The organism is Fluviicoccus sp. (assembly GCF_030646115.1).
GTDB lineage: Bacteria > Pseudomonadota > Gammaproteobacteria > Pseudomonadales > Moraxellaceae > Fluviicoccus.
Genome location: NZ_JAUSMX010000009.1, coordinates 144,477 through 163,947, shown reverse-complemented (window position 1 = coordinate 163,947; position 19,471 = coordinate 144,477). Strand labels below are relative to the sequence as shown.

At 60.5% G+C, this 19,471-nt stretch carries 14 protein-coding genes; 10 read left to right on the top strand and 4 right to left on the bottom strand.

Translation table 11 applies throughout. The features are described 5' to 3' along the window. The first annotated feature begins 104 nt into the window (after nucleotides 1-104). From nifJ to Q7T36_RS06470, 5 genes are all read left to right on the top strand, one after another. The gene (nifJ, locus tag Q7T36_RS06490; RefSeq protein ID WP_304845403.1) at nucleotides 105-3,689 is read left to right on the top strand and encodes a pyruvate:ferredoxin (flavodoxin) oxidoreductase; all 3,585 of its coding nucleotides are present in this window, start codon (nucleotides 105-107) and stop codon (nucleotides 3,687-3,689) included. Further along, the gene (locus Q7T36_RS06485; RefSeq protein ID WP_304845400.1) at nucleotides 3,682-4,692 is read left to right on the top strand and encodes a dihydroorotate dehydrogenase-like protein; all 1,011 of its coding nucleotides are present in this window, start codon (nucleotides 3,682-3,684) and stop codon (nucleotides 4,690-4,692) included. The genes nifJ and Q7T36_RS06485 overlap by 8 nt, the downstream gene beginning before the upstream one ends. Before the next feature lie 7 nt (nucleotides 4,693-4,699). Beyond that, the gene (locus tag Q7T36_RS06480; protein WP_304845395.1) at nucleotides 4,700-5,701 is read left to right on the top strand and encodes a cation diffusion facilitator family transporter; all 1,002 of its coding nucleotides are present in this window, start codon (nucleotides 4,700-4,702) and stop codon (nucleotides 5,699-5,701) included. Between the two features lie 28 nt (nucleotides 5,702-5,729). Continuing rightward, entirely contained in the window at nucleotides 5,730-6,278 is a 549-nt protein-coding gene (locus Q7T36_RS06475) for an HD domain-containing protein (RefSeq protein WP_304845393.1), read from the top strand. Between the two features lie 87 nt (nucleotides 6,279-6,365). Then, nucleotides 6,366-7,700 (top strand): DEAD/DEAH box helicase, encoded by a 1,335-nt coding sequence (locus Q7T36_RS06470; protein WP_304845391.1) that lies wholly within the window; start codon nucleotides 6,366-6,368, stop codon nucleotides 7,698-7,700. A gap of 69 nt (nucleotides 7,701-7,769) precedes the next feature. On the opposite strand, the gene Q7T36_RS06465 is transcribed toward Q7T36_RS06470, so the two are convergent. The 3 genes from Q7T36_RS06465 to Q7T36_RS06455 all read right to left on the bottom strand — a co-directional run bounded on the left by Q7T36_RS06465 (nucleotide 7,770) and on the right by Q7T36_RS06455 (nucleotide 10,823). After that, entirely contained in the window at nucleotides 7,770-8,804 is a 1,035-nt protein-coding gene (locus tag Q7T36_RS06465; protein ID WP_304845388.1) for an inorganic phosphate transporter, read from the bottom strand. Between the two features lie 17 nt (nucleotides 8,805-8,821). Beyond that, the gene (locus tag Q7T36_RS06460) at nucleotides 8,822-9,463 is read right to left on the bottom strand and encodes a DUF47 domain-containing protein (RefSeq protein WP_304845385.1); all 642 of its coding nucleotides are present in this window, start codon (nucleotides 9,461-9,463) and stop codon (nucleotides 8,822-8,824) included. Between the two features lie 88 nt (nucleotides 9,464-9,551). Continuing rightward, on the bottom strand, nucleotides 9,552-10,823 hold the full coding sequence (locus tag Q7T36_RS06455) for a PAS domain S-box protein (protein WP_304845382.1): 1,272 nt from the start codon (nucleotides 10,821-10,823) through the stop codon (nucleotides 9,552-9,554). A 413-nt stretch (nucleotides 10,824-11,236) separates the two neighbouring features. On the opposite strand from Q7T36_RS06455, the gene Q7T36_RS06450 reads away from it, so the two are divergent. The 5 genes from Q7T36_RS06450 (at nucleotide 11,237) to Q7T36_RS06430 (ending at nucleotide 16,233) form a co-directional block, all read left to right on the top strand. Next, nucleotides 11,237-11,674, top strand: a complete 438-nt coding sequence (locus Q7T36_RS06450) for a MarR family winged helix-turn-helix transcriptional regulator (protein ID WP_304845379.1) — start codon at nucleotides 11,237-11,239, stop codon at nucleotides 11,672-11,674. Between the two features lie 139 nt (nucleotides 11,675-11,813). Then, nucleotides 11,814-12,407, top strand: a complete 594-nt coding sequence (locus tag Q7T36_RS06445; RefSeq protein ID WP_304845377.1) for a hypothetical protein — start codon at nucleotides 11,814-11,816, stop codon at nucleotides 12,405-12,407. Between the two features lie 10 nt (nucleotides 12,408-12,417). After that, nucleotides 12,418-14,022 carry a GMC family oxidoreductase gene (locus Q7T36_RS06440; RefSeq protein ID WP_304845374.1) on the top strand — a complete coding sequence of 535 codons (1,605 nt, stop codon included), beginning with the start codon at nucleotides 12,418-12,420 and terminating at the stop codon, nucleotides 14,020-14,022. Nucleotides 14,023-14,182: 160 nt separating this feature from the next. Continuing rightward, the gene (locus Q7T36_RS06435; RefSeq protein WP_304845371.1) at nucleotides 14,183-15,349 is read left to right on the top strand and encodes a hypothetical protein; all 1,167 of its coding nucleotides are present in this window, start codon (nucleotides 14,183-14,185) and stop codon (nucleotides 15,347-15,349) included. After that, nucleotides 15,349-16,233 (top strand): aldose 1-epimerase family protein, encoded by an 885-nt coding sequence (locus tag Q7T36_RS06430; RefSeq protein ID WP_304845368.1) that lies wholly within the window; start codon nucleotides 15,349-15,351, stop codon nucleotides 16,231-16,233. Before Q7T36_RS06435 ends, Q7T36_RS06430 begins: the two co-directional genes overlap by 1 nt. A 68-nt stretch (nucleotides 16,234-16,301) precedes the next feature. On the opposite strand, the gene Q7T36_RS06425 is transcribed toward Q7T36_RS06430, so the two are convergent. Then, complete coding sequence (locus Q7T36_RS06425) at nucleotides 16,302-19,469, bottom strand: efflux RND transporter permease subunit (RefSeq protein WP_304845365.1); 3,168 nt, start codon at nucleotides 19,467-19,469, stop codon at nucleotides 16,302-16,304. Nucleotides 19,470-19,471: the final 2 nt, after the last annotated feature.

The following is a 19,471-nucleotide window of genomic DNA, read 5'->3' as shown; positions in this document are numbered from 1 at the left end:
AAATCCTCACAAGCCGTATAAATTGCCCGGCAAAGCACACGGTTATTCGCCCAAGGCGTTATAGTAGAACGCTAATATTTATAAAACACGGAGGGACTATCTCCATGACCGGCAACACCGCCACCGCCACGCTGGACGCCAACGAAGCCGTCGCCTCGGTCGCCTATCGCCTCAGTGAAGCCATTGCCATCTACCCCATTACCCCAGCCTCGGCCATGGGCGAACATGCCGATGACTGGTCGGCCGGGCAGCGCCCCAACTTGTGGGGCCAGGTGCCCGCCGTGATCGAGATGCAGTCGGAGGGCGGTGCGGCCGGGGCAGTGCACGGCGCCTTGCAGGCGGGGGCGCTGACCACTACCTTTACCGCCTCGCAAGGGCTGCTGCTGATGTTGCCCAACCTCTACAAGATTGCCGGGGAACTGACGCCGTTCTGCCTGCATGTCGCCGCCCGCAGCGTGGCGACCCATGCCCTGTCGATATTCGGCGACCATTCGGATGTGATGGCGGTGCGTCCGACCGGGTTTGCGCTGCTGGCCTCCGGTTCACCGCAGGAAGCCCAGGATCTGGCCGCAATCGCCCATGCCGCGACGCTGGCGTCACGCATTCCCTTCCTGCATTTTTTCGACGGATTCCGCACTTCCCACGAAATCCAGAAGATTCACACCTTGGGGGATGACACCTTGCGGTCGCTGGTTGATGCGCGAATGATTCATGCGCATCGCCAACGGGCATTGACGCCGGACCGTCCGGTGTTGCGCGGCACCGCCCAGAATCCGGACGCCTTCTTTCAGGCTCGCGAGGCCTCGGAACCTTGGTATCGGGCGTGTCCGGATATTGTCGCGGAGACCATGGCGCGTTTTGAAACCCTGACCGGCCGGGCTTACCGCCTGTTTGACTATCATGGTCACCCCGAAGCCGAACGCGTACTGATCCTGATGGGCTCCGGCGCGGAAACCGTCCATGAAAACGTGGACTGGCTGCTGGCCCGTGGCGAAAAAGTCGGGGTGCTGCGGGTGCGCCTGTACCGGCCGTTTTCCGTCCGGCACTTCCTGCAGGCTCTGCCCGCCACCACCACCGCCATGGCCGTGCTCGACCGCACCAAGGAAGCTGGGGCCACGGGCGATCCGCTGTATCTGGATGTGGTGTCAGCGCTGATGGAATCCTTTACCGAGGGAACATCCCCGCTGTCAAAGCTGCCGCGCGTCATTGGCGGCCGTTACGGCCTGTCCTCCAAGGAGTTCACTCCCGCCATGGTCAAGGCGGTGTTCGACGAGCTGACCTCGCCCGCCCCGCGCAACCATTTCACCATCGGCATCCGCGACGATGTCTCGCATAGCTCGCTGGAATACGACGAAACACTGGATATTGAAGCCGCCGATGTCACGCGCGCCCTGTTTTACGGGCTGGGGGCGGATGGCACCGTCAGCAGCAACAAGGCCTCAATCAAGATCATCGGCGAATGCACCGATTTGTATTGCCAGGGCCACTTCGTCTATGACTCGAAGAAGTCCGGCTCCACCACCGTCTCGCATCTGCGCTTCGGACCGAATCCGATCCGCTCCACCTACGAAATCCGCCACTCCCCGTTCATTGCCATCCACGACGCCGGCTTTCTGGACAAATATGATGTGCTGGAACGCGCCGCCAACGGGTCGACCATCCTGTTGAACACCCCGGCCGCCCCGGAGTCCGTCTGGGCGACATTGCCCCGGGAGTTTCAGACCTCCCTGCTGGCAAAAAACAGCCGGTTGTTCGTGATTGACGCCTCGCGCATTGCCGCCGACGCCGGACTGGGCAACCGCATCAATACCGTGATGCAGGTTTGCTTCTTTGCACTGGCAAAAGTGCTGCCGGTGGAAACGGCGCTGGCGCAGATCAAGCAATCCGTGACCGAGGTATGGGGCAAGCGCGGGGGCGAAGTGATCCGGCGCAACCACTCGGCCATTGATGGTGCGCTGGCCGGATTGCAGGAAGTCCGTTTGCCGGATGCCGTCAGCAGCACGCATCAGCGGCGGCCGATGGTTCCCGCCGATGCCGATGACTTTGCACAGCGCGTGACACGCCTGCTGCTGGAAGGCCATGGCGACCGCCTGCCCGTGAGCGTCTTCACCCCGGACGGCACCTGGCCCACCGGCACCAGCAAGCTGGAAAAACGCGATATCGCCCATGAAATCCCGGTGTGGGAGCCGGATGTTTGCGTGCAGTGCAACCGTTGCTCGACGATCTGCCCGCATTCCGCCCTTCGCACCGTCGTCTTTGAGCCGGAAGCGGCAGCCAACGCCCCGGAAGCTTTCCGCCAGGTGCCGGAAACCGCCACCCCGGAACTGAAGGGACTGTCCTATACCGTGCAGGTGGCCCCGGATGACTGTACCGGCTGCGGCCTTTGCGTCGATGAATGCCCCGCAAGGGATCGCAAGCAGCCCAAGCGCAAGGCCATCAACATGCGGCCGGTTGGCGAACACCGTCAGCGGGAACGCGAGGCCTGGGCTTTCCTGACCACCGTGCCGCCGGTTGATCGCAGCCGCATTCCCCGCGATGCCAAGAGCCTGGCCTTGCTGCCGCCACTTTTCGAGTTCTCCGGAGCCTGCGCCGGTTGCGGGGAAACCCCGTATATCCGCCTGCTGACACAACTGTTTGGCGACCGGCTGCTGATTGCCAACGCCACCGGCTGCTCCTCCATTTATGGCGGCAACTTGCCGACCACCCCCTACTCCAAGGATGTGAACGGTCGCGGCCCGGCCTGGAACAACTCGCTGTTTGAAGACAATGCCGAGTTCGGTTTCGGCATGCGGCTGGGCGTGGACTTGCTGCGGGATCGCGCCCGGCAACTGCTGGACCGGTTGGCGCCGCAACTGCCGGAGTCGCTGGTCACGGGGCTGCGCACCCAAACCGACACGCTTGACGAAGCGGCCCTGTCGGCCTTGCGCTTGGCCGTGACCGAACTCCGGGCGCAGCTGAATCCCCTGTCCTCCCCGGATGCCGCCGAATTACAGCCATTGGCCGACTACCTGGCGCCCAAGAGCGTGTGGACGGTGGGCGGCGACGGCTGGGCCTACGATATCGGTTATGGCGGCCTGGATCATGTGCTGGCGTCCAACCGCAAAGCCAATATCCTGGTGCTGGACACCGAGGTTTATTCCAATACCGGCGGCCAGCAATCCAAGGCGACGCCGCTGGGGGCGGTGGCCAAATTCGCCAGCGCCGGCAAGGAAACCCGCAAGAAGGACCTAGGCCTGCTGGCGATGAGCTACGGCCACGTCTATGTGGCTTCGGTGGCGATGCAGGCGCGCAGCCACCAGACGGTGAAAGCCTTCCTGGAGGCCGAAGCGCACCCCGGCCCGTCACTGATCATTGCCCACAGCCCCTGCATTGCCCACGGTTATGACCTGCTGCATTCTCCCGACCAGCAGAAGCGCGCCATTGACAGCGGTGCGTGGCCCTTGTACCGCTTCGACCCCAAACGCATTGACGACGGCCTGCCGCCGCTACTACTGGATGCCCATGACGATCGTATTCCCATGCGGGAGTACATGGAGCAGGAGGCCCGTTTCCGCATGGTGGAACTTCGCGATCCTGCCCGCTACGCCGCGCTGGTGCAGGCCGCCGAACACGCCACCGCCGAGCGACGAGCCCTTTATCATCAACTGGCGGGCATCCGCATTCCCGTCACCGAGGTGCCCCATGACTGACCTGAACACCGAATGGATGGGCTTGTCGCTGCGCACGCCGCTGGTGGTCGCCGCATCCCCGCTCAGCGATGACCTGCCGATGCTGGAAAAACTGGTGGCGGCCGGCGCCGGAGCAGTGGTGATGCGTTCGTTGTTCGAAGAACAGATTGCCGCCGAGCAGATGGCGATACACCGCCATATTGATGCCTGGGTGGACACCAACGCCGAAGCCCGCAGTTTCCTGCCCGACCGCAACCTGTTTCCGGTCGGTATGGAGCCGTATCTGTCACACCTCAAGCATCTACGCGCCCGGCTGGATGTGCCGGTTCTGGCCTCGCTGAACGGAGCCACCCCCGGCGGCTGGACCGATCTGGCGCAGGAGCTGGAATCCGCAGGCGCTTCCGCCATCGAGCTGAACCTCTACGATATCTGCACCGATCCTGGCATGAGTGGTGCGGAAGTGGAGGACTGGCAGCTGGAAACCGTGCGTGAAGTCGTCAACCGGGTGTCGGTGCCGGTCAGCGTCAAGCTCTCACCTTACTACACCTCTGTGCCGGCCTTCGTGCGGCGGCTGGCGGCCGTGGGGGCCAACGGTGTCGTGGTGTTCAATCGCTTCTACCAGCCCGATGTGCTGCTGGACAGCCTGGACCTGGACACCAAGCTGCATCTTTCCACCTCCGCCGAACTGCCGCTACGCCTGCATGCTTTGGCGTTGCTGCATGGCCGTGTGCCGGTAGCGCTGGCAGCAACGGGCGGCATTCACAGTGGCCATGACGCCGCCAAAGCCATTCTCTGCGGGGCGGATGTGGTGCAGATGGCTTCCGCCCTGCTGCAAAGCGGTCCGGACGCGATGTCGACCATCCTGGTCGAACTGCAAGGCTGGCTGGCCGCAAACGGTTATGACTCGGTGAATGAAGCACGTGGAATCATGTCGCTGGAAAACGCCCCCGATCCGGCCGCCTGGGAGCGATTAAACTACATGCGCATGCTGCAGGGCTGGCAATCCCGCCCCGGTCGGCGATAATGGTGCATTGAAAACCAGCGGAGGCCCGGCATTGGGCGGACATCACCATCACGCGCACGACCATCATGACAATGACCATCACAGACATCATGGTCATGACCACGGCCATCATCACGCCCCCGCCAACTTCGGCCGCGCCTTTGCCATCGGCATCGGGCTGAACATCGGTTTTGTGGCGGTCGAAGCCTATTATGGCTGGCTGTCGGGTTCACTGGCGCTGCTGGCGGACGCCGGACACAATCTGGGCGACGTTGGCGGCCTGCTGCTGGCCTGGGCGGCCATGGCGGCGGCGCAACGTCAACCGGACAACCGGCACAGCTACGGCTGGCGGCGCAGTTCCATTCTGGCCGGTTTCATCAATGCTGTGGTCTTGCTGGGCGCCATGGGCTTCCTGCTGTGGGAGGCCGTACAACGCTTCCAGGACCCGCAACCCGTGGGCGGCGTCACCATCATGATCGTGGCGGCCATCGGCGTGGTCATCAACGGTCTCACCGCCCTGCTGTTCATGTCCGGCAGCCGTGACGACCTCAATATACGCGGAGCCTTCCTGCACATGGCGGCGGACGCCCTGGTGTCGGTCGGCGTGGTGCTGGCGGGCGCGCTGTATCTGTGGCAGGGCTGGAGCTGGATCGACCCGCTGGTCAGTGTGCTGATTGCGCTGGTGATCGTGGCGGGCACCTGGTCCCTGTTCCGGCAGTCATTGCACCTGATGTTTGACGGCGTTCCCGACCAGGTGCCCTTGCCCGCCGTGCGTCAATGCCTGATGGCGATTGAAGGCGTCACCGGCGTCCATGACCTGCATGTCTGGGCGCTGGGCACCTCCGAAACCGCGCTGACCGCCCACCTGGTGATCGCCGACAGCCATCCGGACCGCGAGGCGCTGCTGCAATACGCGCTGGCGGAAATGGAGGAGGACTTCGGCATCCGCCATGTGACGCTGCAACTTGAATCCGCCGCCTTCGCCCGGCATTGCGCCTTGGGCGACACCTGCATCCGCCCAACCGCCTGAAACTAATTGACCCGATTCTGGAGCCCTGATGAACGAATTTGACCTCAGCACCGGCCTGATCCTGAAGGCGGCGGCTTTCGCTGCCGAGAAACATCGGGACCAGCGCCGCAAGGACCCGGAGGCCTCCCCTTATATCAACCACCCGATTGCGCTGGCCAACCTGTTGGCCGCCCAAGGCGTCACCCGCCCGGAAGTACTGTGCGCCGCCCTGCTGCACGACACCATTGAAGACACCGAAACCACCCCCGAGGAGCTCGAAGCACACTTTGGCGCACATATCGCCGCCATCGTGCTGGAAGTCACCGACGACAAGAACCTGCCCAAGGCCGAACGCAAACAGCAACAGATTGACCATGCACCGCACGCCTCGATCGAAGCCAAGCTGGTGAAGCTGGCGGACAAGATCTGCAACCTGCGCGACATTCTGCACTCGCCCCCTGCGGGCTGGCCTCTGGAGCGGCAACTGGAGTATTTCGAATGGGCGGCGCAGGTCATCAGCGGCGTGCGCGGAGCCCATGTCGGCCTGGAGGCCATCTTCGACGACATTTACGGTCGAAAAGGCGAGCTGCGGGCCTGACCAGAGTCTGCCGTCAAGCATAGCGCGGCTTATTCCTGTACAATCTGCCGCCTTCATGATTTCCATTCTTCATCATCCGGATTCTAAATGTCTTTTGCTGAGCTCGGCCTTGCGCCGGAACTGGTGCGCGCCCTTCTGGAACGCGGCTACACCGAACCCACCCCCATTCAGGCCCAGGCCATTCCCGCCGTCCTCGCCGGGCAAGACCTGCTGGCAGCCGCCCAAACCGGCACCGGCAAGACCGCCGGTTTCACCTTGCCCATCCTGCAACGGCTGTCATTGATCGACTTTTCGCGGGTCAACCACAAGGCCAAGATCCGCGTCTTGATCCTGACCCCGACCCGTGAGCTGGCAGCGCAGGTGGAAGAAAGCGTCCGCGAATACAGCAAGCATCTCGACATCAAGTCGATGGTGATTTTCGGCGGCGTCAATATCAATCCGCAAATCCAGCGCCTCAACCGGCGGGTGGACATCCTGGTTGCCACGCCAGGCCGCTTGCTGGACCACGTCGGCCAGCGCACCATTGACCTCAGCGGCGTGGAAACACTGGTGCTGGACGAAGCCGACCGCATGCTGGACATGGGCTTCATCCGCGATATCCGCCGCATTTTGCCGCTGCTGCCGGCACAGCGCCAGAACCTGCTGTTCTCCGCCACCTTTTCGGACGAAATCCGCGAACTGGCCAACGGCATCCTGAAGAACCCGGTCAGCATTGAAGTCGCCAAGCGCAACACCCCGACTGAGCTGGTGTCGCAGGTGGTGCATCCGGTCGATCGCGACAAGAAGCGGCCGATGCTGGAAAAGTTGATCAAGGACGGCAAATGGACCCAGGTGCTGGTCTTTACCCGCACCAAGCACGGCGCAAACCGCCTGGCCGACCAGCTGGGCGACGGCGGCATTCCCGCAATGGCCATCCACGGCAACAAGAGCCAGTCAGCGCGTGAAAAGGCGCTGAGCGAGTTCAAGGCCGGACGGCTGCGGGTGCTGGTCGCCACCGACATTGCGGCGCGCGGAATCGATATTGACGCCCTGCCGCACGTGGTCAACTACGAACTGCCGAACACGCCGGAAGACTATGTGCACCGCATTGGCCGAACCGGCCGCGCGGGCATGAGCGGCGAAGCGGTATCACTGGTTTGCGTGGACGAATTGCGACTGCTGGCGGACATTGAACGGCTGATGAAGCGCAAGCTGGAATCGATCGTCATTCCCGGTTTCGAGCCGGACCCGAATGCCAAGCCGGAGCCGCTGCGCAAGCCGCAATCTCCCCGCAGCCCGCGAAATCCCCAGGGTGGACGCGGTTCCGCGCCGGCCAAGCCGGGCGGCAGCGGCGGCAAGCCTGCACCCCGCAAACCGGCAGCGGGTGGCGCCAACTCCGGCGGTGGCAAGCCGCGCTTCCATTCCTCCGGCTCTCGCGGCTGACGGAACGGCAGGCATAAAAAAACCGGGGGCGGCAAAACCCCCGGTTTTTTTATATCGCTACAACAGCCATTACAGGATCATCCGGCCAACCCACCAGGCCACGGCTGCAATAGCCGCACTGGCCGGAATCGTCAGCACCCAGGCCCAGACGATGGTTCCCGCCACCCCCCAACGCACGGCAGACATGCGGTTGGTGGAGCCGACACCGACAATAGCCCCGGTAATGGTATGCGTCGTGGAAACCGGAATGCCCATGCTGGTGGCCAGGAACAGGGTAATGGCGCCACCGGTCTCGGCACAAAAGCCGCCCACGGGCTTCAGCTTGGTGATCTTCTGCCCCATGGTCTTGACGATACGCCAGCCACCAAACATGGTGCCAAGGCTGATCGTCACATAACAGGCAATCACAACCCAGGTCGGAAAATGATCCTTGTCGGCCTGCATCCAGTGCGGCAACACCGTGCCGGACGCCGTCGCTGCAATCAGCAACATCCAGATGATACCCGCCGTTTTCTGGGCATCGTTACCGCCATGCCCCAGGCTGTAAAGTGCAGCGGAAACCAGTTGCAGCTTGCGGAAATACTTGTCGACTTTCTTGGTGCTGGTCTTGAAGAAAATCCAGCCCACCAGCACCATCAGTAACGACCCGAAGAGGAAACCCAGCAACGGCGACAAGACAATGAAGGAAGCTATCTTGATCAGGCCGGAAGCGATTACACCGTCCGTTCCTGCCTTGGCCACGGCCGCCCCGGACAAACCGCCGATCAGGGCATGCGAGGAACTGGACGGGATGCCGAAATACCAGGTAATCAGATTCCAGGCGATAGCACCGACCAGCGCACCGAAAATCACATAATGATCGACGATGGACGGATCAATGGTGCCCTTGCCGATCGTGGCCGCCACCTTCAGCGGGAACAGGAAATAAGCCACAAAATTGAAGAAAGCGGCGAACAGAACCGCCGCCTGCGGCTTCAGCACGCCGGTGGACACCACCGTCGCAATCGAATTGGCGGAATCATGAAAGCCGTTCATGAAGTCGAAGGCCAACGCCAGCAGGATCAGCAACAGAACGATCCCGAATGATATCTGCATCGCGTCCATGGACGGACTCCTCTTGCTCAGGAATTTTCCAGAACGATGGCTTCGATAATGTTGGCAACGCCGTCGCAGCGATCCGTCACTTCTTCCAGTTTTTCATAAATGGCCTTGAGTCGCACCAGTTCGCGCACATCCTGTTCTTCACGGAACAGCTTGGACATCGACTCCAGCAACAGCACATCCGCTTCGGCTTCAAGGCGGTAGATGTCCTTGCAGGTGGCCAGGATGGTGGCGCTGTTGTCCATACTGCTGAGCTGGCTGGAAGCCTCATGCATCTTCTTAACAGAGGAGGTGATGATCTGCGCGAAATGTATCATTTCCGGAGTGGCATACCGGATGTCATACATGGTCACCGCTTGAGCGGCATCCTGAATATTGTCGAGCACGTCATCCAGCCGGGAAATCAGCTGGTGAATCTCGTTGCGATCCAGCGGCGTGATGAAAGTGGCATGCAGCAGGGAAATGGTGTCGCGGGTGATAATGTCGGCACGTGACTCTATTTCGTCAATCACCAGCACCATTTTCCGGGCTTCTTCCGGGTCACGACGCTTCAGGGCATCCATCAGCGTCTCCAGGGCTTCGGCACCTTTCACCGCTTCTTCCACATGCGCGGTAAACAGGTCGAAAAACTTGGCCTCTTTAGGCATGAAACGTCCGAACATGACGTATTTCCGGTCAATCAAGGGGACGTAAGTTTAACAGTAGTCTTATAAATCGTGGCAGATTTATGACACATTGATTGCAGTCTTGTTAATCTTCCACCGGGCGAACTTTTGCTTCGCGCAACAAGACCACAAAACGGTGGGCTGCATCTTCATTTTCAGGCAATCGGGTAGCTGAAAGCTCATACCACTGATCTGGTTTGCCTGAGTTCTGCTGGCAAAAACGGACACCATGAACCACCCCTTTGGCGTCCGCTTCGGCCAGGGAGGCGAGAATGGCGTCGGAAACTCCGGCCGGCAGTGTCTCCTGAATACTCCATCCGTCTGTTCCATCCGGCGCCGGCGCCGGAAATCCGGGCAGGGGCGAGTGAAACTGGTAAATGCGGCCACTGGCGTCCAGTTCCATCATGGTGTCGGGCAAGGCGTCGATCAGAGTCTTCAGATAGGCATTAGCATCCTGCAATTCACGACGCCGTGCCAATAACTGCTCTTCAGCCTGTTTGCGGGTCGTGACATCGCGCCCTTCCACCAACAGATTGACCGGTTTACCACCCGGGTCCATAACCGGCCGGATGGAGAAGTCCACATCCACCATGGCTCCACCCGGCAAGGGATGGCGTGTTTCAAAGCGGGATTCTTCTCCCATGGCGGCCAGCAAGACGGCCCGCTTCAGTCGCAGTTGCTCTTCCGTTGAATGCGACCACCACTCGGTTTCCCAGAAAAACCGACCGAATACCGCCGACTGGCTGACTTCGAACCGGTCAAGAGCCGTCTGGTTGGCGTGCAGCAAATGCCCCTCCAGATCCAGCAAGCCCATGAACTGCAGGCTGCTGTCCAGCATTGACTCGGCCATCAGCTTTTGCCGCTCCAGCGCTTTCTGCACCTGACGGCGATAAAGCAGGGTTACGACCAGCAGCAGGATAATGGCCGCCTGGAACAGGATGGTCGCCTGCAGCGACTCCCGGACATCAGCATGAGCGGTGATCAATCGTTCAGTGCGCTGACTGATCAACTCCTCCAGCTTGTTCTGGTAGGAAAGCATTTCACTTTCGGCCATTTTTTTGCCGGATGTATCGAGCACAATCGACAACAAGGCCTGCCGCCCGCCATCCAGTGTCACCGGGGCGGAAAACACCTCTACCGTATGAATGGTCCCGTCGGCCAAACGGTGCGGGAACACAAAATAGTTGCGCTCTTCATTCAGGGCATTCTGTCTTTCCTCCGCTACCTCCGCCGGACCCATCACATTGATATTATTGATGTCCATATGAGTCAGGCGTTCGATGCTGTAGCCGTAGAAGCGGGCTGCGGCGTCATTGGCGTCAATAATCATCCCTGAGTCGGCGTCAATCAGCAGCATGGGGGCGCTGTGATACCGCAACGGCCCTGACAAAAGCCCGACCGGCGCATTTGCCACCGTTAACGCGGAGGCATGACCCGGCCACCCGCCCAGTGTCAGGAAGACCATACACGCAAAAAAAAGTTGGGTCAGCAATACAGGCATCAAAGAAAAACTCTCGTGACGGATAATCCGGCGCGCCAGAAACAGGCCTCGGCCTGATTCTCGCACAATGCCCCTACCCAACTCACGCCATTTTTCATAATCCCCGGCATCCTGACAGGCCTGCCAAAACAGTCCTGCACCTTATTAACGCTGCGTCAACGCCCGAAGGCATAAAATTGAAGATGTCAGTGCCCCACCGGAGAGTCCGATTATCAAGTGCGGGCAACCCGCGCCTGACATCCCATCACCCATAACAGGTTCAATGCGTCATGAAGTACAACCACGAAGAACACTTCATCACCTCGGTTCATTATGCCGCCCACTCCTGGCGACTGGCTCTGGACCGCCGCCTGCGTGAGTTCGGGCTGGGCCGCTCCGGATGGATGGCCATCTCCGCCATTGCCAGGGCAGAATCCCTGTTATCGCAGATCGAGATTTCCAATTTGATCGGTGTCGAAGGCGCTACAATGGTTACCACCCTCGACCGGTTGGAGAGCTCCGGTCTGGTCACCCGCACTTTGCACCCCTCCGACCGCCGCATCAAGCAGGTCAACCTGACCGAGTCCGGGCTTGCGCTTTATCATCGCCTGCAAGCCGTGGCTGACGCTGCCAGACAGGAATTGCTGGCCGGATTGGCGGCTGAAGAAATGGCCATGGCCACCCGATTGCTGGAGCGGATACGCGAGGCTGCTGAAAAAATCCGCTAGTCCCTTCCCGGTGGCAGTACCGGCATAGATGCTGTCCCGGAAGCCCTTGACCCTGATTCCCTCTTTGTGGTTATGTGGAAGCCCCGAAAACAACAAGACGCCTGTGTATTTTTCCAGGTGTCCCAACGAGGCTTTCCGCATGTCCCCGACCGCTCCCGACTCCTCCGGGGCCAATGCCCTGCTGCTGTCCCGACGCTCCCTGCTGCGCCTGGGCGTCATCGGGACTGTTGCCCTGACCTCCACCAGCCTGGTGGCTTCGCTCTCCGGCTGCAGCAGCCGCAAAGAGGCCTCCGCCAAAGGCTTCAGCTTCCTGCGCGATGCCGACACCCGCCTGTTCAAGGCGCTGATTCCCGTGGTGCTGGGCGATGTCATCAAGACTGGCGACAGCCATTATCAAGCTTTGGAAACCCATGTCCTGAAAAACGTCGACGGCGCGCTGGCCAACCTGGGCGCACCAGCGCAAGGCGAATTGCTGAAATTGTTCGACCTGCTGCACATGCGCGCCACCCGCTGGCTGACCACCGGCGTCTGGGCCGACTGGCATGAGGCCGGCGCAGATGACATGCAATCCTTCCTGAAGCGCTGGCAAAACAGCTCGGTCGGACCCTTCAATGCCGGATACCGGGTCATGACCAAGCTGGTCGCTGTTTCCTATTACAGCCTTAACGAATCCTGGCGCTTCTCCGGCTATCCCGGTCCGATGCCCGCCCTTTACCAAGCCGCCAACGCCTGAGGATACCGATATGGCATTTGACAACATCTATACCAAAGGGATTGCCGGCGGCTGGCAGGTTACCGACGCCTCCACCCTGACCAAGGACCGCATTATTGAAACCGACGTCGTCATTATTGGCAGCGGCGCGGGTGGCGGCACGTCCGCCGAAATTCTGACCCAGGCTGGACTTAAAGTCCTGATCCTGGAAGAAGGCCCACTCAAAACCTCGGACAGCTTCAAGGACATGGATGAAGGTCGCGCCTACCGTGAGCTTTATCAGGAAGGGGCCGGACGCGCCACCAGCGATGGAGCCATCGCCATCCTGCAAGGCCGCGCCGTGGGCGGCACGACAGTCGTCAATTGGACCGCCAGCTTCCGCACCCCGTCGGAAACCCTGAAGCACTGGGCCGAGGTTCATGGCGTCAAGGGCCACAGCCCTGAAGAGATGGCGCCCTGGTTTGAAAAAATGGAGAAGCGGCTGAACATCACGCCGTGGGCCATGGAACCCAACGAGAACAACACCGTGCTGCGGGAAGGTGCCAAGAAACTGGGCTGGGAATGGCACGTCATTCCCCGTAACGTCAACGGTTGCTGGAACAGCGGCTATTGCGGCATGGGCTGCCCCGCCAACGCCAAGCAGTCGATGCTGGTTTCGACCATTCCCGCCGCACTCACCGGCGGGGCCGAACTGATCCATAAGCTGCACGTCGCCCGACTGCTGCTGAATGGCGGCCAGGTGGTCGGCCTGGAAGGCATGGCGCTGGACGCCGATGCCAAGAAACAAACCGGTATCAGGGTCAGTGTCAAAGCCAAGCACTATATTCTGGCAGCTGGCGCCATCAATTCACCGGCCTTGTTGCTGCGTTCCAAAGCCCCGGATCCGCACGAGCGTCTGGGCAAGCGCACCTGCATCCATCCGGTAGTGCTGAGCATGGCGCACATGCCGTCCCCGACCAATCCCTTTTACGGCACCCCCCAGTCCATTGCCTCTGACTACTTCCAGTGGAAAGACGGCGCCAAAGGCCCCATCGGCTACAAGCTGGAAGTACCGCCCATGTATGCGGGCATCGCCAGCGGCATCTTCGGCACCTTCGGCAACACACTGCAAAAGGACATGGCCCTGTTGCCCAACACCAATGCCATGCTGGCGCTGATGCGCGACGGCTTTGTCGATGACAGCCAGGGCGGCGAAGTACGGATCAGCGATCAGGGTGACGCCATCCTTGACTATGAGGTGAGCGACGCCATCTGGAACGGAGCCAAGCGCGCCTACCTGAGCATGGCGGAAGCCCAGTTTGCCGCCGGAGCCACTGAAGTAAAAATGGCGCATCTGGATTCCACCTGGGTCAAAAGCTGGGGTGAAGCCAAGGCCCAGATTGAGCAACTGAGCTACAAGAAATTCCGCACAGCCCTGTTCACCGCACACCTGATGGGCGGTTGCATGATGAGCGAAGATGCGAAAAAAGGCGTTGTCAACAGCCAGGGCCGCCACCATCAACTGGACAACCTGTCGGTGATGGACGGCTCGGTGTTCCCAACCAGCATCGGCGCCAATCCGCAGCTGTCAATCTACGGATTGGTCGCCCAGAATGCGACCGCACTGGCGACAGCACTGGGTGGCAAAACAACCTGAACAACCGGGCTTGCCGAGTCCGCCAAAGCCCCTGAAAACCGGGGGCTTTTTCATAGACGGGCCACAACCATGGCAACCCGACGGACTGCCCTGCCCCCAGCTTGACAACGCCCCCGGCCCACTCTAATCTAAGTGTACATATGTACACCGAGATAGCATCATGACTGCCCCCGAACAACCCGCCTCCGAAGAAAAATCCCGCTGGGTCAAAAATTTGCAGCATGCCGGAGCCGTGGTACACGCCGCCAGTCACAGTGCGCGGGAACTCACCCATCTGGTGGCCGAAATCCACGGCACCATTACCCGCCTGCCCTCCCCGCTTAACCGCCGGCACGAAGCCGATATCAGCCACGCGCCTTTTCCTTACCGGATTGTCGCCGGGGCTTTTGACCTGCTCGCCAAGGCCGCAGGAAGGTTCGTGCCGGTTGTCAGCGAATTTGAAGGAGCCATGACCTTGCGCACCCAGGCCGCCCTCAACGGGGTCAGCGGCGACAAGCTGGCGCGCTGGAACAGCCCGTTGGCCTTTCCCATGACCTTGCGTGACGGACAGGGTCGTGAACTGGACTGGCAGGACTGGAGCACTTCTTCAGCCATCGGCCATGTCATCGTCCTGCACGGCCTATGTTGCTGCGATATTGAGTGGCAGAACCCCGCCGCCTCCGCCTTCACAGATGAATTGCAGGCGCAGGGGTATGCCGTCGGCTGGCTGCGCTACAACACCGGCAAGGCCATTCACGCCAACGGCGAGGAGCTGGATGCCTGGCTGGAGGACTTTTTTGGTTCAACCGGAACGCCCTTGTTGTTGATCGGCCATAGCATGGGCGGCTTGCTGATTCGCAGCGCCTGCTACTGGGCGGAAAAAGAACAGCATGGCTGGACGAAACGCTTGAGCCATATCGCCTGCCTGGGCACGCCGCATCTGGGTGCGCCGCTGGAGCGGCTGGGCAACCAGGCCAACTCCCTGCTGGGCCTGACGCCTTACACCAAACCCCTGATGCGGCTGGGCAACATCCGCAGTCGGGGTATCAAGGACCTGCGCCACGGCTGGGTGACGCCGGACCATACCTTGCCCGCGCTGCCGCAAGCCCCCCAAACCCTGTTCCTGGCCTGCGCCATCAACGACAACCACCGTGACAACCTGGTGGGCGATGGATGGGTGCCGGTCAGCAGCGGCCTGGCCATGAACGCGAATACGGAGGTTCTTTCCAGTCCTAACCTGCAGCGCGAATTCATCAACGACCTGTCCCATATTCCGATCATGGCCGATCCCCGTGTTTTCAGCCTGTTGCGGGAGTGGCTGGGCATGAAGACTGAAAAGGAGCTCTAATGCGCCATATTCTTAGCAATAACGCCCTGCGGGTTGAAATCGACAGCTTGGGTGCAGAGTTGAAAAGCGTCCGCTCCCTGCAAGAAAACCTTGAGTACCTGTGGCAAGGCGATACTGCATTTTGGGGACGGACATCCCCCGTGCTTTTCCCCATTGTCGGCCGGTTGACTGACAATACCTGTTTTATTGAGGGCCGAAAGTATTCGATGCCGCAGCATGGCCTGGCCCGGGATCTGGAGTTTGTGATTCTGGAGCAGGACCAAACCTTCCTTAGCTTCAGCTTAAAGTGTGACGCACAAACCCGCGCAGCTTACCCGTATGACTTTGAACTCCTGATTAACTATCGCTTGCAGGATGAACAACTACGCGTGACATGGCAGGTCCGAAATCATGGAACCGGTTTCATGCCGTTTGCCATTGGCGCCCATCCCGGCTTTTCAACACGACTGGAGCCTGAGGACAGCTTTGAGGACTACGACATCCGCTTTGAGCGGCATCAGCAATACCATCTGTGGCCGGTCACTCCGAACGGCAGGCTGGTGACGCGACCGGTGCCTTTTCTGGAACCATTGCAGAGCTTTACGCTGAACCATCAGTATTTTGCGGTGGATGCGCTGGTGTTCCCCGACCATCAGGTGAGCAGCGTGACCTTAAAACACAACTGGCACGGACATGGCGTCACGCTGGATTGCACCGGCTTCCCGGTGCTGGCGTTATGGACTGCGAACAATCAGGGACAGGACCCGGCCTTCCTGTGCATCGAGCCCTGGTTCGGATTTGGCGACACCGAAGCCGGGCCGTTTGAACTGGTGGAAAAGCCGGGAATGCAGCTGCTGGAGCCGGGCGGGCTTTTTAAGGCGCACTACGACATGCGGTTTTTCTGAAGCCCCGGCAGGTTTGGCAAGGATACCGGGGCAGGCCTGAGCCCGTCCCGGCATCCTGCGGATGAAGGTCAGTACTTTCGCTCCTTCTCCTTATAGGCCTCCAGCTCCTTCACATCAGTCCGCATGTGGCCGTCCACAATCAGCTTGAAGAACAACGGCACAAAGAAGATGGCCAGGAAGGTCGCAGCCAGCATGCCGCCCATCACGCCGGTGCCCACCGACATGCGCGCCCCGGCCCCAGCACCATGACTCAGCGCCAGCGGCAGCACCCCCAGGATGAATGCCAGCGAGGTCATGATGATCGGCCGCAAGCGCAAACGCGCCGCTTCCAGGGCGGCCTGCGCCGTCGGCATGCCCTCTTCCTTCTTCATGACCGCAAACTCCACGATCAGGATCGCGTTTTTCGCCGCCAGCCCGATCAGCGTCACCATGCCGATCTGGAAATAGACATCGTTGGTCAATGGTGGCGCTGGAATGCCCATGGCCATGAAAACCAGGTTACGCAACTGGACAATCGCCAATGCCCCGAAGATGCCGAAAGGTACAGCCAACAGCACCGCCAGCGGCAAGGCCCAGCGCTCATACAAGGCCGCCAGGATCAGGAACACCATCACCACCGCCAACCCTAGGGCGACGACTGAGCTGCCGCCGGAGCGCTTCTCCTGAAACGAGGCGCCGCTGAACTCATACTGGAAATCCGCCGGCAACACTTTCTTCGCCGTATCCTCCACCGCCGCCAGCGCCTGACCGGAACTGACGCCCGGCGCGCCCTGCCCGATCAGCTTCACCGCCGGCAGATTGTTGTAGCGGTCAATGCTGTCGGGGCCGGAACTGAAGCTGACGTTCGCGATTGCCGACAACGGCACCATAGCCCCCTGGTTACTGCGCACGTAGATGCTGTTGATATCCTCCGGACGATGGCGGAACTGCGAATCTGCAGACATCAGCACCTGCCAGGCGCGACCATACTTGTTGAAATCGTTGACATAATAGGTGCCCAAGGTTGCCGCCATGGTATTGAAGGCATCATCAATATCCACCCCCAACGCCTTGGCCTTTTCCCGGTCTACCTCCACATGCAACTGCGGGGTGTTGGGACGCCACAGCGTGTTGATCATGCCCAGTTGCGGATTCTGGTGCGCCGCGCCCAGAAAGGCGTCTTTGACTTCCGCCATTTTTTGCGCGCCGCCTTCACCCTTGTTCTGGATATAAAACTCGAACCCGCCCGTGCTGCCCAATCCGAAAATGGCCGGTGGCGCAAAGGCCAGCACCAGCGCCTCCTTGATGCCGCCGGTTTTCATGAACAATTCGCCCACCAGCGCCCCGGTTGGCACGTCACGCTCACTCCAGTCCTTCTGGGTAACAAACAGCGTGGCGGCGCTGTTCTTGAATCCGCCGCCCAGGAAGTCAAGGCCGGTAAAAGCCACCACATCCTTGTTGTTGGGATTGGACTTGATGATGTCCACCACCTGCTGCACGATCTTGTCGGTGCGCTCCAGCGATGCCCCGTCCGGCAGAAACACGGCGGCGATGTAGAAGCCCTGGTCTTCATCCGGCACCAGTGACCCGGGCGTTTTGCTCCACAAGCCGGCCGTCATGGCAATCATGCCGCCAAACAGGATGACGCTGAGCAGGGAGCGCTTCAGCAAGAACTTCACCCCGCCCAGATAGCTGTGGGTCATGCGGTGGAACCAGTCATTGAACCAAAGGAAGAAGCGGGCCGTCTGCTTGTGCTCGTTCTTCAGGATCAGCACACACAAGGAAGGGGTCAGCGTCAACGCCACCAAGCCGGACAGCACCACGGCGATAGACAAGGTAATGGCGAACTGGCGGTACAATTCACCGGTTAGTCCGCCCATGAAAGCGATGGGCACAAACACAGCACAAAGCACCAGCACAATGGCGATGACCGGGCCGCTGACCTCATGCATGGCCTTGAAGGCTGCGTCCTTTGCGGACAAGCCCTCCTCATGCATGATGCGTTCAATGTTCTCCAGCACGACAATCGCGTCATCCACCACGATGCCGATGGCCAGCACCATGCCGAACAGGGTCAGCGTGTTGATTGAATAGCCCAGCAGGTAAAGCCCGGCAAAAGTCCCCAGCAACGAGACCGGCACCGCCAGCGTCGGAATCAGCGTAGCGCGCCAATTCTGCAAGAACAGGAAAACCACCAGGAACACCAGCAGCATCGCCTCGCCTAAGGTCTTGAGCACCTCCTTGATCGAGACCTCAACAAAGCGGGTGGTGTCATAAGGTACGGTGTAGGTCAGACCCTGCGGGAAGCCTTGCGCCAATCCGGCCACGGTCGATTTCACGTCCTCGGCGACGCTGAGCGCATTGGCGCCAGGTTGCAGGAAAATGCCGACCAGCGTGGCGGGCTTGCCGTTGATGGTGCCGTTGAAGTCATAATCCTTGGCGCCGAGCTCAACCCGCGCCACATCCTTCAAGCGCAAGGTGGCGCCAGCGGCATTGGCGCGAATGATAATGCTCTCGAACTCGCTGACCGTGGACAAACGGCCCTTGGCGGTAATGGTATAAACCATTTCCTGGCCCTGAATCGGGGTCTGGCCGATCTTGCCGGCGGCAAACTGGGCGTTCTGCTCGTTCAGTGCGCGGGCGACGTCGCCCGCCGTGATGCCCAGTTGCGCCATGCGGTCGGGCTGAAGCCAGACGCGCATGGCATAGTCCTTCGCCCCGAAGATCTGCACATTGGTGGTGCCGGGAATACGCTTCAGGCGATCCAGTACATTCAGCGTCACGTAGTTGGAGGTATAAACATCGTCGAAGCGGCCGTCCGGTGAATAAAAGGCCAGCACCTGCAGGAAGGCGGAGGAGCCCTTGGACACCGTGACGCCCAGTCGCTTCACCTCTTGCGGCAAGCGGGCTTCGGCCTGCTTGACCCGGTTATTGACGTTGATCGCCGCCTGATCCACGTCAGTGCCGATTTCAAAGGTGACGTCAATCGAGGTCGAACCGTTGGAGCCGGAGGAAGAAGACATGTACATCATGCCCTCAACGCCGTTAATGGCGTTCTCCAGCGGCGAAGCTACGGTTTCCGCCACCACCTCGGCCGAAGCGCCGGGATAAACCGCCGCCACCTGCACCACCGGCGGCGCAATTTCCGGATACTGGGCAATGGGCAGGTTGCGCATCGCCGCCAGACCGGCCAGCGTCACAAAAATCGAAATGACGAACGCGAAGATGGGCCGGTCAATAAAAAAGCGGGCAATCATGA